Consider the following 12,346-nt stretch of genomic DNA (forward strand, 5'->3'; position numbering starts at 1 on the left):
GCGAGCGTCGCCCACTGCGCTCGGGGCGGGCGCGGACCGACACCTAGGACGCGGACAGTCCTTCCTCCGCCAGTCCCGCTTGCGCCCGTCAAGATGCCCAATGACACGCCACCTGAGCCTGACCGCCGCCGTCCAGCACCCCCGGATCCACCCCCCGGCACGCCTCCGCGACCCCCGCCCGTTCCGCCTCGCCGCTGGCCAGCACCTGGCAACGGGCGTGAAAGCGGCAGCCGGAGGGGATGCGGGACGGGTCGGGGGGTTCGCCGGTGAGGACGACCGGATCCCCGGGCGCTTCCGGCAGTACCGACAACAGGGCCTGGGTGTACGGATGCCGGGGTGCCGTCAGCACCTGTTCGACGTCCCCCGTCTCCACGATCCGGCCCAGGTACATCACCGCCACCCGGTCCGCGATGTTCCACGCCAGCCCCAGGTCGTGGGTCACCACCAGTGCGGACAGGCCGAGTTCGTCCCGCAGGCGCAGCAGCAGGGCGAGGATCTCGCCGCGTACGGAGGCGTCCAGGGAGGCCACCGGCTCGTCGGCGACGAGGAGTTCCGGTTCGAGGACCAGTGCGCCGGCGATGACCACCCGTTGGCGCTGGCCGCCGGACAGTTCGTGCGGGTAGCGCAGGAAGAAGCGCTCGGGGGGCCTCAGGCCCGCCCTGGACAGGGCCGAGGCGACCGCCGCCCGCTCGTCACCGCCGTACCCGTGGATCCGCAGCCCCTCGGCCACCGCGTCGTACACCGTGTGCCGTGGGTTCAGTGAGCCGGTCGGGTCCTGGAGGACCAGCTGCACGCGTTTGCGGTACGCCTTCAGGGACCGGGAGGAGTACTCGAGCGGCTGCCCGCCGAAGCGGACGTGGCCCCGCGTCGGCCGGACCAGTCCCAGCAGGGCGCGGGCAAGTGTCGTCTTGCCGCAGCCGGACTCGCCTACCAGGGCCACGATCTCCCCTGGCCGGACGGCGAGTTCGACGCCGTCCACCGCCCGGGCGGGCGGGCCGCCGTGCCGGCCGGTGTAGGTGACGTGCAGGCCTTCGGCGCTCAACAGCGGTCGCCGGGCAGGCGGTTGGACTGTGGCTGCCGTCATGTGCCGCTCCTCGCGTCCTCGGCCGTGCCCGCGGGCCACGGCACCGTCGCTCCCACGTGCACGCAGGCCGCCCGCCGTCCCGCGCCCGCCTCCCGCAGTTCCTGGTCGTCCACGGCGCAGCCATCCAGCGCGACCGGACAGCGGGGGTGAAAGGTGCAGCCGGAGGGGAGGGCGGCCGGGTCGGGCGGGTCGCCGGGCAGGCCGCGCGGGGCGAACCGGGAGGCCGGGTCGCCGATGCGCGGGAAGGCGGCCGACAGGGCCTTGGCGTAGGGGTGCACGGCGTCCTCGTACACCTTCCGGGCGGGGCCCTCCTCGACGACCCGGCCCGCGTACATCACCGCGAGCCGGTCGCAGGTGTCGGCGAGGACCGCCAGGTCGTGGCTGATCATGACCAGGCCCAGGTCCTGCTCGGCGACCAGCTGTTCGATCAGCCGCAGGATCTGCGCCTGGATCATCACGTCCAGGGCGGTGGTCGGCTCGTCGGCGATGACGAGGCGTGGGGCGCAGGCCAGTGCCATGGCGATCATGACGCGCTGGCGCTGTCCGCCGGACAACTCGTGCGGGTACGCCGCCGCCCGTGCCGCCGGCAGGCCCACGTGCTCCAGCAGCTCCCCGGCCTGCTTCCTCGCCGCCGCCGGGGTGGCTCCGCGGTGCAGCAGGATCGGCTCGGCGATCTGGTCGCCGACGCGGTGCACGGGGTTCAGCGAGTGCATCGCGCCCTGGAAGACGATCGAGGCGCCCGCCCAGCGGACCGCCCGGACCTGCCCCCACCGCATGGTCAGCACGTCCTCGCCGTCCAGCAGGACTTCTCCGCCGACCCTCGTCCCGGCCGGCAGCAGCCGCAGCAGCGCGAGCGCCAGCGTGGACTTGCCGCAGCCCGACTCGCCCGCGACGCCGAGCTTCTGCCCGGCCGCGAGCGACAGGTCCACGCCCCGTACGGCGGCGGCTCCGCCCGGGTAGGTCACCTCCAGGTTCCGTACCTCCAGCAGGGTCAACGGTCCACCCCCAGCCGGGGGTTGAGCACCGACTCCACCGCACGCCCGCACAGCGTGAACGCCAGCGCGACGGCCGCGATCGCGATGCCGGGCGGCACCAGGTACCACCAGTCTCCGGAACTCACCGCACCCGCCTCCCGCGCCTCCTGGAGCAGCCCGCCCCACGACACCACCGTCGGATCGCCGAGACCGAGGAAGGCCAGGGTCGCCTCGGCGAGGATCGCGGTGGAGATTCCCAGGGTCGCCTGCGCCAGCACCAGCGGCATCACGTTGGGCAGCACGTGCCGGGACATGATGTGCCAGTGGCCGCCACCGAGCGCCTTCGCGCGTTCGATGTACGGCCGTGACTCCACCGCCAGTGTCTGCGCCCGAACCAGCCGGGCGGTCGTCGGCCAGGTGGTCACGCCGATCGCCAGGACGATCGTGCCCAGCGAGCGGGACATCACGGTGGCCAGCGCGATGGCGAGCACCAGCGTCGGCATCACCAGGAACCAGTCCGTGACCCGCATCAGCACGGTCGCGTACGCGCCCTTGAAGTGCCCGGACGTGATGCCGACCAGCGTGCCGATCGTCACCGACAGCACGGCCGCCAGCAGGCCCACCAGCAGCGAGACCCGTGAGCCCCACACCAGCAGCCCCAGCAGATCCCGTCCGAACCGGTCGGTGCCCAGCCAGAACGCGCCGCTCGGGCTCTCCATCGGCTGCCCGGGCGCGTCGGTCACACCGGCCACGTCGGAGCCGACGGTCAGCGGCGCGGTGAGCGCGACCAGCGCGAACACGAGGAGCGCGGCCAGGCCGGCCAGCCCGGCCCGGTGGGTGCGGTACCGCGTCCAGAACCGTACGGCGGACCGCCGGCGGCGCTGCCGGGCGAGCTTGCGCGGACCGGTCTCGGGGACCCGGGCCGGGGTGTCGGTCGTCATCGGCCCACCCGGGGGTCGAGGAACGGATAGACCAGGTCGGCCAGCGTGTTCATGATGATCACCGTCGCGGCGAAGAAGAGGAACAGACCCTGGACCAGCGGGAGGTCCGGCACGCTCAGGGCCTGGTAGAACAGCCCGCCCAGACCCGGCCAGGAGAACACCGTCTCGACGAGGATCACGCCCGCGACCGTCCGGCCCAGGTTGACGAAGATCAGCGTCACGGTCGGCAGCATGGCGTTGGGGACCGCGTGCCGGCGCCGGACCAGGTCGTCCCTGAGGCCCTTGGCGCGGGCGGTGGTGAGGTAGTCGCTGCCCATCTCGTCGAGCAGTGCCGAGCGGGTGACCAGCAGGGTCTGGCCGTACTCCACCGCGACCAGCGTGACGACGGGGAGGATCAGATGGTGGGCCACGTCGAGGACGTACGCGAAGCCCTCCTCGCCGCCCGACTCCATGCCGCCGGTGGGGAACAGCCCGGGGATCGGGCCGACGCCGACCGCGAACACGATGATGAGCAGCAGGCCCAGCCAGAACGATGGGACCGAGAAGAGGGTCAGCGCGAGACCGGTGTTGAGCCGGTCCCCGAGCCGGCCGTTGCGCCAGGCCGCGCGGGTGCCGAGGAAGATGCCGAGCGCGGTGTAGAGGACGAAGCCGGTGCCGGTCAGCAGCAGGGTGTTCGGCAGGGCCTCGCCGATCTTGTCGACGACCGGGGCGCGGAACTGGTACGAGGTGCCGAGGTCGCCGGTGAGCGCCTTGCCGCAGTAGTCGGTGAACTGCTGCCACAGCGGCAGGTCCAGTCCGAACTCCCGCCGGTATGAGGCCAGTTGCTCGGCGGAGACCGGGCGCCCGCCGGTCATGGTCTTGACCGGGTCGCCCGGGATCAGCCGGAACAGGAAGAAGCCGGTGACCAGCACGGCGAACAGGGAGACGGCGGCGCCGCCCAGCTTCCCGGCGCCGTAGCGGACGTACGCGGCGGTGGTGCGGGCTCGCGGGGCGCGGGACCGGACCGCCGGTCCGGCGAGGACCGGAGCGGCGGTCTTCCCGGCGCTACTCACGGTCGTCGGCGGTGGACCGGCGCCGCATCGCGAAGAACACCCCGGCGCCCACCAGGACCACGGCGGCCACCGCCCCGCCGATGACGATCCCGGTCGAGCCGGAGCCGTCGGAGGATCCGCCCGAGGCGGCCGGGACCGCCGACCACCAGCTCCAGTAGCCGTCCTGGCCGTAGATGTTGCCCGCCGCGCTCGGCATGGTCCGGATCGACTTGATCTGGTCGGTCCGGTACGCCTCCACGGCGTTCGGGTACGCCATGACGTTCATGTACCCCAGGTCGTACAGCCGCGACTCCATCTGCTTGACGATCGTGGCCCGTTTGGCGGGGTCGTACTCGGCGAGCTGACGCGCGTACAGGTCGTCGTACCGCTGGTCGCAGATGAAGTTGTCGGTGGCGCCGGTGTCCTTCGGGGTCGCGGGCAGGGCCGCGCAGGTGTGGATCGACAGGACGAAGTCCGGGTCCGGGTTGACGGACCAGCCGTCGAAGGCGAGGTCGTAGGTGCCCGCGAGCCACGGGTCGGTCACGTTGTCGAGGCAGTCGAGGGTGACGCCGATGCCGAGCTTGCCCCACCACTCCGTCAGGTACTGGCCGACCGCCTTGTCGTTCGGGTCGGTGGCGTGGCACAGCACGCGGTACGTGAGCGGCTTGCCGTCCTTGCCGAGGCGCTTGCCCGCGCTGTTCTTCCGGTAGCCGGCCTGGTCGAGGAGCCGGCCCGCCTTCCCTGGGTCGTAGGCCAGTTCCTGGCCGGCGGACGGCTTCCAGAAGTACTGCGAGAAGCGCGGCGGGATGTAGCCCTGGCCCTCGACGGCGTGGCCCTGGAACACCTTGTCGATGACGGTCTCCCGGTCGACCGCCATGAACAGGGCGTGCCGCACCCGCGCGTCCAGCAGGGAGGGGTCGCCGTCGCCGAACTTCTGGCCGTTCCTCGCCTTCGCGCCCGGGTTGGTGGCCAGGGCGTAGAAACGGCGGCCGGGGGCGTCGTTGACGCGGATGTTCTTCTCGTTCTTGAGGGAGGCCGCCTGAGCGGGGGTCAGTGACGGGGAGCCGGCCACGAAGGAGACCTCGCCCTTGCGCAGGGCGGCCACCGCCGCGTCCTGGTCCTTGTAGTAGCGGAAGACCAGCTCGTCGAACTTCGGCGCGCCACGCCAGAAGTTCTTGTTCGGCTTCAGGCGTACGTAGCTGTCGGGCTTGTAGTCGGTGAGGACGAACGGCCCGTTCCCGACGACGGGGAAGCTCTTGTCGTTGTTGAACTTCGAGAAGTCCCCGACCTTCTCCCAGACGTGCTTCGGGACGATCGGCACGTCGAGGGCGGTCATCGTGGCCTGCGGCTTCTTCAGCCGGATGACCAGCTGGGTGGGGCTGGGGGCGGTGACCTTCTCGAAGTTGCCGACGAAGCTGCCGTTGGTGGTGGCGGCGCCCTCGTCGGTCATCATCTTGTTGAACGTCCAGGCCGCGTCCTGGGCGGTGGCCTGCTGCCCGTCCGACCACTTCGAGTCGGAGCGGATGGTGTACGTCCAGGTCAGCTTGTCGGGGGACGACTCCCACTTGGTGGCAAGGCCGGGGACGGCGTGGTTGTCCTTGGGGTCGTAGTTGGTCAGGTACTCGTACATCAGCCGGTGGATGCTGGTGCTGACCAGCCGCTGCGCCAGGAACGGGCTCAGCGAGTCCACGCTCTGCGCGACCGCGACGGTCAGGACGCTGTCGCCCTCCGCGGCCGCGGCCCGCTGGGGCACCGGAGCGAGCGGGGTAGCGAGACCGGCCGAGAACACCAGGGCGGCCGCCCCGGCCGCGGCGACGAGCCTGCCGGCCCGGGGCCCTGATCGTCTCGGGCCCGGGAGCCCCCTGCCGTGGACTTGTGTGCTCATAGGTCGTGACCTCGCGTCATCACTCGCACAGGGACGGCTTGTTGGCCTGCCGGATCGGACCGGAGCAGGGGATGTCGGCGGAATGATGTGAGTGTCTATCAGCGCTGCTCGGCACCCGTCAACGGCGCGCGTACCCCGTGTGGCCTGCGGAAATAAACCTGAGACGGGAACGAGACAGCCATTGGTCCACGCCTGTGACGCTGCCCTGGTGACGGCCTGACGATGCTTCCCGCCCGTTTCTCGCCGCGGCACGCCGGAGTCTGTCCCTCCTGCCGGTGACCGCTCGGACTCCTGTGCGGCCGGTGACCCGTACGGCCTGTGCTCACGTGCGGTATGGGTTGTTTGTGCTGATATTGACCGGTAACGGTTCGTCATCCCGGCGTCGGCTGCACAGCGCACTGCACGGGGCGCTCAGGAGGAGGCACTCCATGCGTGGAGCCAGGCACCCGCACAGCGAGACGTGCACACACAGCCACATGCGCCCGCTCAGCCACCCGCGCCCCCACGTCAAGTGGGCCGCCTGCGCGGCCGCGGTCGCCCTCGCGGTGTCCGGCTGCGGCGGCGGCAGTGGCAGCGGGGACAGCGGCGCGGTGCTCAGCGCCTCCTGGGGCGACCCGCAGAACCCGCTGGAGCCGGCCAACACCAACGAGGTGCAGGGCGGCAAGGTCCTCGACATGATCTTCCGGAGCCTGAAGAAGTACGACCCGGAGACCGGCAAGGCCGAGAACATGCTGGCCCAGAAGATCGCCACCTCGGACTCGCGGAACTTCACCATCACCATCAAGAAGGGCTGGAAGTTCAGCAACGGCGAGGCGGTCACCGCGAAGTCCTTCGTGGACGCCTGGAACTACGGGGCAAGCCTGAAGAACAACCAGAAGAACGCGTACTTCTTCGGTTACATCGCCGGCTACGACAAGGTCCACCCGGACAGCGGCACGCAGACCGCCTCCACTCTCTCCGGGCTCAAGGCCGTCAACGCCACCACCTTCACCGTCAAGCTCAACCAGAAGTTCTCGACGTTCCCGGACACCCTCGGCTACCCCGCCTTCGCCCCGCTGCCCCAGGCCTTCTTCAAGGACCACGCCGCGTGGGTGAAGAAGCCGGTCGGCAACGGCCCGTACACCATCGAGTCGTACACCAGGGGCTCCCAGATGTCCCTGCGCAAGTGGGACGGCTACCCCGGCACGGACAAGGCGCAGAACGGCGGCGTGGACCTGAAGGTCTACACCGACAACAACACCGCCTACACCGACCTGATGGCCGGCAACCTCGACCTCGTCGACGACGTCCCCGCCGCCCAGCTCAAGAACGCCAAGAGCGACCTCGGCGGCCGGTACATCAACACCCCCGCCGGCATCATCCAGACCCTCGCCTTCCCGTTCTACGACCCTCAGTGGAACAAGCCCGGCATGGAGAAGGTCCGCACGGGCCTGTCCATGGCCATCAACCGCGACCAGATCACCGACACGATCTTCCAGAAGACCCGCACCCCCGCCACCGACTGGACCTCCCCGGTCCTCGGCGAGGACGGCGGCTTCAAGAAAGGCCTGTGCGGGAGCGCCTGCGCCTACAACCCCGCCGAGGCCAAGAAGCTGGTCAAGAAGGGCGGCGGCCTGCCCGGCGGCCAGATCAGGATCACGTACAACGCGGACACCGGCTCCCACAAGGAGTGGATCGACGCGGTCTGCAACTCCATCAACAACGCCCTCGACAACGACAAGGCGTGCGTCGGCAACCCGATCGGCACCTTCGCCGACTTCCGCAACCAGATCGGCCGGCACAAGATGCCCGGACCGTTCCGGGCGGGGTGGCAGATGGACTACCCCCTCATCCAGAACTTCCTCCAGCCCCTCTACTACACCAACGCCTCCTCCAACGACGGCAAGTGGAGCAACAAGGAGTTCGACCACCTCGTCGACCAGGCCAACGCCGAGACCGCCACGGCGAAGGCGGTCAAGAAGTTCCAGCAGGCCGAAGAGGTCCTCAGGGACAACATGGGCGCCATCCCGCTCTGGTACCAGAACGGCAGCGCCGGCTACTCGGACCGGCTCTTGGACGTCCGGCTCAACCCGTTCAGCGTCCCCGTCTACAACGAGATCAAGGTCGGCTGAGCGTTCATGGGACGGTACGTCGTCCGGCGACTGCTGCAGATGATCCCGGTCTTCGTCGGGGCCACCCTGCTGATCTTCCTCATGGTCAACGTGATGGGCGACCCCATCGCGGGCCTGTGCGGCGAGAGGCAGTGCGACGCGGCGACGGCCGCCCAGCTCAAGCGGGAGTTCGGCCTCGACAAACCGGTCTGGCAGCAATACCTGACGTACATGGGCAACGTCTTCACCGGCGACTTCGGCACCGCCTTCAACGGCCAGAAGGTCACCGAGCTGATGGCGACGGCGTTCCCGGTCACCATCCGGCTCACCCTCGTCGCGATCGTCTTCGAGATCGTCATCGGCGTCACCCTGGGCGTGATCACCGGCCTCCGACGCGGCCGGCCCGTCGACACCTCCGTCCTGATGTTCAGCCTCGTCGTGATCTCCGTCCCCGTCTTCGTCACCGGCCTGCTGCTCCAGCTCCTGCTCGGCGTCGAGTGGGGCTGGATCAAGCCGTCGGTGTCGACGGACGCCGCCATCGGGGAGCTGATCGTGCCGGGCCTGGTCCTCGCCTCGGTGTCGCTGGCGTACGTGACCCGGCTGACCCGGACCTCCATCGCGGAGAACCGGCGCTCCGACTACGTCCGTACGGCCGTCGCCAAAGGGCTGCCCCGGCGCCGGGTCGTCGTCCGGCACCTGCTGCGCAACTCCCTGATCCCCGTGGTCACCTTCATCGGCACCGACATCGGCGCGCTGATGGGCGGGGCGATCGTCACCGAGCGGATCTTCAACATCCACGGCGTCGGCTACCAGCTCTACCAGGGGATCCTCCGGCAGAACACCCAGACCGTCGTCGGCTTCGTGACGGTTCTGGTGCTGGTGTTCCTGGCCGCCAACCTGCTCGTCGACCTCCTGTACGCCGTCCTCGACCCCAGGATCCGCTATGCCTGAGCCGATGCCGCAGGAGCCGCACATGTCGGGCGGGGGCCGGGCCCCCGAGGACGGGGCGATCGCCGCGACCGGCATGGGCGGCGCGATGGACCTCGCGACCAGCGAGGGAGAAACCCTCGAAAGGCCACCGGGCCCCGGCCCCGGCCCCTATGACAAGCCCCGCTCCCTCTGGTCCGACGCCTGGCACGACCTGCGCCGCAACCCGGTGTTCGTCATCTCCGGCCTGGTGATCGCGTTCCTCGTCGTGATCTCCCTCTGGCCGTCCCTGATCGCCTCCGGCAACCCCCTGAAGTGCGACCTCGCCAAGGCCCAGGAGGGCTCACAGCCGGGCCACCCCTTCGGCTTCGACGGCCAGGGCTGCGACGTCTACACCCGCACCGTCTACGGAGCCCGTACGTCCGTCACGGTCGGCGTCCTGGCCACGCTCGGGGTCTCGGTCCTCGGCTCGGTGCTCGGCGGACTCGCCGGGTTCTTCGGCGGCACCCCGGACTCCCTCCTGTCCCGGATCACCGACATCTTCTTCGCGATCCCGGTGGTCCTCGGCGGCCTGGTCCTGCTGTCCGTCGTCACCAGCAACACCGTCTGGCCGGTGATCGGCTTCATGGTGCTGCTGGGCTGGCCGCAGATCTCCCGTATCGCCCGCGGCTCGGTCATCACCGCCCGGCAGAACGACTACGTCCAGGCCGCCCGCGCCCTCGGCGCCTCCGACTCCCGCATCCTCCTGCGGCACATCACCCCCAACGCGGTCGCCCCGGTGATCGTCGTGGCGACCATCGCGCTCGGCACGTACATCGCGCTGGAGGCGACCCTGTCCTACCTCGGCGTCGGACTGAAGCCGCCGACGGTCAGCTGGGGCATCGACATCTCCGCCGCCTCCGCCTACATCCGCAACGCCCCCCACATGCTCCTGTGGCCGGCCGGCGCCCTCGCCCTCACCGTGCTCGCGTTCATCATGCTCGGCGACGCGGTGCGGGACGCCCTTGATCCGAAGCTGAGGTGAGGGCGGCATGGCGCGGGTGCGGTGGTGCGCGGCGGCGCTCGCCGGGCGGTGGTGCGCCGCTCACCGTGCCCGCGTTCATCAAGCCCGGCGACGCCGTGCGCGACGCTCTCGATCCGAATCCGAGGTGAGCCGCCGTCATGTTGCTCGAAGTGCGTGACCTGCGTGTGGAGTTCCGGACCCGGGACGGCGTGGCCAAGGCGGTCAACGGCGTCGACTACGGCGTGGACGCGGGCGAGACGCTCGCCGTGCTCGGCGAGTCCGGTTCCGGCAAGTCGGTGACCGCGCAGGCCGTGATGGGCATCCTCGACATCCCGCCGGGGCGGATCACCGGCGGCGAGGTCCTCTTCCGGGGCCAGGACCTGCTGAGGCTCAAGGAGGAGGAGCGGCGGAAGATCCGCGGCGCCGAGATGGCGATGATCTTCCAGGACGCGCTGTCGTCCCTGAACCCGGTGCTGAGCGTCGGCGACCAACTCGGCGAGATGTTCGTGGTCCACCGGGGAATGTCCCGCAAGGACGCCCGTGCGAAGGCCGTAGAGCTGATGGACCGGGTCCGCATCCCGGCCGCCCAGGAGCGGGTGAGGCAGTACCCGCACCAGTTCTCCGGCGGTATGCGCCAGCGCATCATGATCGCGATGGCGCTCGCCCTCGAACCCGCCCTGATCATCGCCGACGAGCCCACGACCGCCCTCGACGTCACGGTCCAGGCCCAGGTCATGGAACTGCTCGCGGAGTTGCAGCGCGAGTACCACATGGGGCTGATCCTGATCACCCACGACCTGGGCGTGGTCGCCGACGTGGCCGACCGGATCGTCGTGATGTACGCGGGCCGGATCGTCGAGTCCGCGCCGGTCCACGACATCTACAAGGCGCCCGCCCACCCGTACACCCGCGGCCTGCTGGACTCCGTCCCGCGTCTGGACCAGAAGGGCCAGGAGCTCTACGCCATCAAGGGTTTGCCGCCCAACCTCATGAACATCCCGCCCGGTTGTCCCTTCCACCCGCGCTGCCCGATGGCCCGGGACGTGTGCCGCACCGACGTACCCCCGCTGTACGAGGTGACCTACGCCGGCGAGACGGACGCGGACCGGGGCAGCGCCTGCCACTTCTGGAGGGAGTGCCTGCATGGCCTCGACCACTGAGCCGATCCTGGAGGTCAGCGGGCTGGTCAAGCACTACCCGCTCACCCGGGGAATCCTGTTCAGGAAGCAGATCGGCGCGGTGAAGGCGGTCGACGGCGTCGACTTCACCCTGCACCGCGGCGAAACCCTCGGCATCGTCGGCGAGTCCGGCTGCGGCAAGTCGACGGTCGCCAGGTTGCTGGTCAACCTGGAGAAGCCGACGGCCGGGGAGATCCGCTACAAGGGCGACGACATCAGCACGATCTCCGGCCGTGCCCTGAAGGCGGTCCGCCGCAACATCCAGATGGTGTTCCAGGACCCGTACACCTCGCTCAACCCGCGGATGACGGTCGGCGACATCATCGGAGAGCCGTACGACATCCATCCGGAGGTGGCCCCCAAGGGCGACCGCCGCCGCAAGGTGCGGGAACTCCTCGACGTCGTCGGCCTCAACCCCGAGTACATCAACCGCTATCCGCACCAGTTCTCCGGCGGACAGCGCCAACGCATCGGCATCGCCCGGGGGTTGGCGCTGCGCCCCGAGATCATCGTCGCCGACGAACCGGTGTCGGCGCTGGACGTGTCCGTGCAGGCGCAGGTCATCAACCTGATGGCGGGCCTCCAGGACGAGTTCGACCTGTCGTACATCTTCATCGCGCACGACCTGTCGATCGTCCGGCACATCTCGGACCGGGTGGGCGTGATGTACCTCGGCCGGATCGTCGAGATCGGCACGGACGCCGAGATCTACGACCATCCCACCCACCCCTACACCCAGGCCCTGCTGTCCGCCGTCCCCGTGCCCGACCCGACGGCCAGGGAGCACCGGGAGCGGATCATCCTCGTCGGCGACGTCCCGTCCCCGACGAACATCCCCTCCGGCTGCCGCTTCCGCACCCGCTGCTGGAAGGCACGGGAGCGCTGCGCCCTGGAGGTCCCGGCGCTGGCGGTCCCCGCCGAGTTCAGGTTCCTGGCCGGCCCCGCGTCCCACGACTCGGCCTGCCACTTCGCGGAGGAGAAGCAGGTGGTGCCCGAAGGGTCGGAATAACCGTACAAATGCCCACCAATCGCGTTTACACGCAGGCAACTTCACCGACCCGATCTCGATATACGGACGCGTCAGTCTGAACGACGTACGGCCGTGCGGGTGCCGTAAACGGGCCGGGAGCGCCATGTCTCCCGGCCCGTTGCCCTTTTTGCGCCTAAGCCGGCGCCGCTCTCGCGGATGTGGCCGGCGCTTCGTCGTGGTTCCTCAATTGATGGTTGCGGTGC

At 69.9% G+C, this 12,346-nt stretch carries 10 protein-coding genes; 5 read left to right on the forward strand and 5 right to left on the reverse strand.

Annotated elements, in window-relative coordinates; translation table 11 throughout:
- Positions 1 to 88: 88 nt before the first annotated feature.
- The 5 genes from ACIBK3_RS08910 to ACIBK3_RS08930 are packed head-to-tail and all read right to left on the reverse strand — an operon-like array spanning position 89 to position 5,915.
- Positions 89 to 1,084, reverse strand: coding sequence for an ABC transporter ATP-binding protein (locus tag ACIBK3_RS08910; protein ID WP_399363354.1), 996 nt, complete (start codon positions 1,082 to 1,084; stop codon positions 89 to 91).
- Positions 1,081 to 2,079, reverse strand: a complete 999-nt coding sequence (locus tag ACIBK3_RS08915; protein ID WP_399363356.1) for an ABC transporter ATP-binding protein — start codon at positions 2,077 to 2,079, stop codon at positions 1,081 to 1,083. The genes ACIBK3_RS08910 and ACIBK3_RS08915 overlap by 4 nt, the downstream gene beginning before the upstream one ends.
- On the reverse strand, positions 2,076 to 2,999 hold the full coding sequence (locus ACIBK3_RS08920; protein ID WP_399363358.1) for an ABC transporter permease: 924 nt from the start codon (positions 2,997 to 2,999) through the stop codon (positions 2,076 to 2,078). The genes ACIBK3_RS08915 and ACIBK3_RS08920 overlap by 4 nt, the downstream gene beginning before the upstream one ends.
- The gene (locus ACIBK3_RS08925) at positions 2,996 to 4,051 is read right to left on the reverse strand and encodes an ABC transporter permease (RefSeq protein WP_399363360.1); all 1,056 of its coding nucleotides are present in this window, start codon (positions 4,049 to 4,051) and stop codon (positions 2,996 to 2,998) included. The genes ACIBK3_RS08920 and ACIBK3_RS08925 overlap by 4 nt, the downstream gene beginning before the upstream one ends.
- Positions 4,044 to 5,915: an ABC transporter substrate-binding protein gene (locus ACIBK3_RS08930; RefSeq protein WP_399363362.1), complete on the reverse strand. Its 1,872-nt coding sequence runs from the start codon at positions 5,913 to 5,915 to the stop codon at positions 4,044 to 4,046. Before ACIBK3_RS08930 ends, ACIBK3_RS08925 begins: the two co-directional genes overlap by 8 nt.
- Positions 5,916 to 6,391: 476 nt before the next feature.
- Between ACIBK3_RS08930 and ACIBK3_RS08935 the strand changes: the two genes are divergently transcribed.
- The 5 genes from ACIBK3_RS08935 to ACIBK3_RS08955 all read left to right on the forward strand — a co-directional run bounded on the left by ACIBK3_RS08935 (position 6,392) and on the right by ACIBK3_RS08955 (position 12,122).
- Positions 6,392 to 8,026 carry an ABC transporter substrate-binding protein gene (locus ACIBK3_RS08935; protein ID WP_399363989.1) on the forward strand — a complete coding sequence of 545 codons (1,635 nt, stop codon included), beginning with the start codon at positions 6,392 to 6,394 and terminating at the stop codon, positions 8,024 to 8,026.
- A gap of 6 nt (positions 8,027 to 8,032) precedes the next feature.
- Positions 8,033 to 8,956: an ABC transporter permease gene (locus tag ACIBK3_RS08940; RefSeq protein WP_399363364.1), complete on the forward strand. Its 924-nt coding sequence runs from the start codon at positions 8,033 to 8,035 to the stop codon at positions 8,954 to 8,956.
- Positions 8,949 to 9,956, forward strand: a complete 1,008-nt coding sequence (locus ACIBK3_RS08945) for an ABC transporter permease (protein WP_399363366.1) — start codon at positions 8,949 to 8,951, stop codon at positions 9,954 to 9,956. Before ACIBK3_RS08940 ends, ACIBK3_RS08945 begins: the two co-directional genes overlap by 8 nt.
- Positions 9,957 to 10,093: 137 nt before the next feature.
- Positions 10,094 to 11,095: an ABC transporter ATP-binding protein gene (locus ACIBK3_RS08950; RefSeq protein ID WP_399363368.1), complete on the forward strand. Its 1,002-nt coding sequence runs from the start codon at positions 10,094 to 10,096 to the stop codon at positions 11,093 to 11,095.
- Entirely contained in the window at positions 11,079 to 12,122 is a 1,044-nt protein-coding gene (locus ACIBK3_RS08955; RefSeq protein WP_399363370.1) for an ABC transporter ATP-binding protein, read from the forward strand. Before ACIBK3_RS08950 ends, ACIBK3_RS08955 begins: the two co-directional genes overlap by 17 nt.
- Positions 12,123 to 12,346: the final 224 nt, after the last annotated feature.

The organism is Streptomyces sp. NPDC050287, assembly GCF_044459385.1.
Classification (GTDB): domain Bacteria; phylum Actinomycetota; class Actinomycetes; order Streptomycetales; family Streptomycetaceae; genus Streptomyces.

What these genes read in the sequence shown, in the direction of transcription:
- ACIBK3_RS08910 (WP_399363354.1), bottom strand. Translation starts at nt 1,084, where the DNA reads ATGACGGCAGCCACAGTCCAACCGCCTGCCCGGCGACCGCTGTTGAGC.
- ACIBK3_RS08920 (WP_399363358.1), bottom strand. Translation starts at nt 2,999, where the DNA reads ATGACGACCGACACCCCGGCCCGGGTCCCCGAGACCGGTCCGCGCAAG.
- ACIBK3_RS08930 (WP_399363362.1), bottom strand. Translation starts at nt 5,915, where the DNA reads ATGAGCACACAAGTCCACGGCAGGGGGCTCCCGGGCCCGAGACGATCA.
- ACIBK3_RS08935 (WP_399363989.1), top strand. Translation starts at nt 6,392, where the DNA reads ATGCGCCCGCTCAGCCACCCGCGCCCCCACGTCAAGTGGGCCGCCTGC.
- ACIBK3_RS08940 (WP_399363364.1), top strand. Translation starts at nt 8,033, where the DNA reads ATGGGACGGTACGTCGTCCGGCGACTGCTGCAGATGATCCCGGTCTTC.
- ACIBK3_RS08945 (WP_399363366.1), top strand. Translation starts at nt 8,949, where the DNA reads ATGCCTGAGCCGATGCCGCAGGAGCCGCACATGTCGGGCGGGGGCCGG.
- ACIBK3_RS08950 (WP_399363368.1), top strand. Translation starts at nt 10,094, where the DNA reads ATGTTGCTCGAAGTGCGTGACCTGCGTGTGGAGTTCCGGACCCGGGAC.
- ACIBK3_RS08955 (WP_399363370.1), top strand. Translation starts at nt 11,079, where the DNA reads ATGGCCTCGACCACTGAGCCGATCCTGGAGGTCAGCGGGCTGGTCAAG.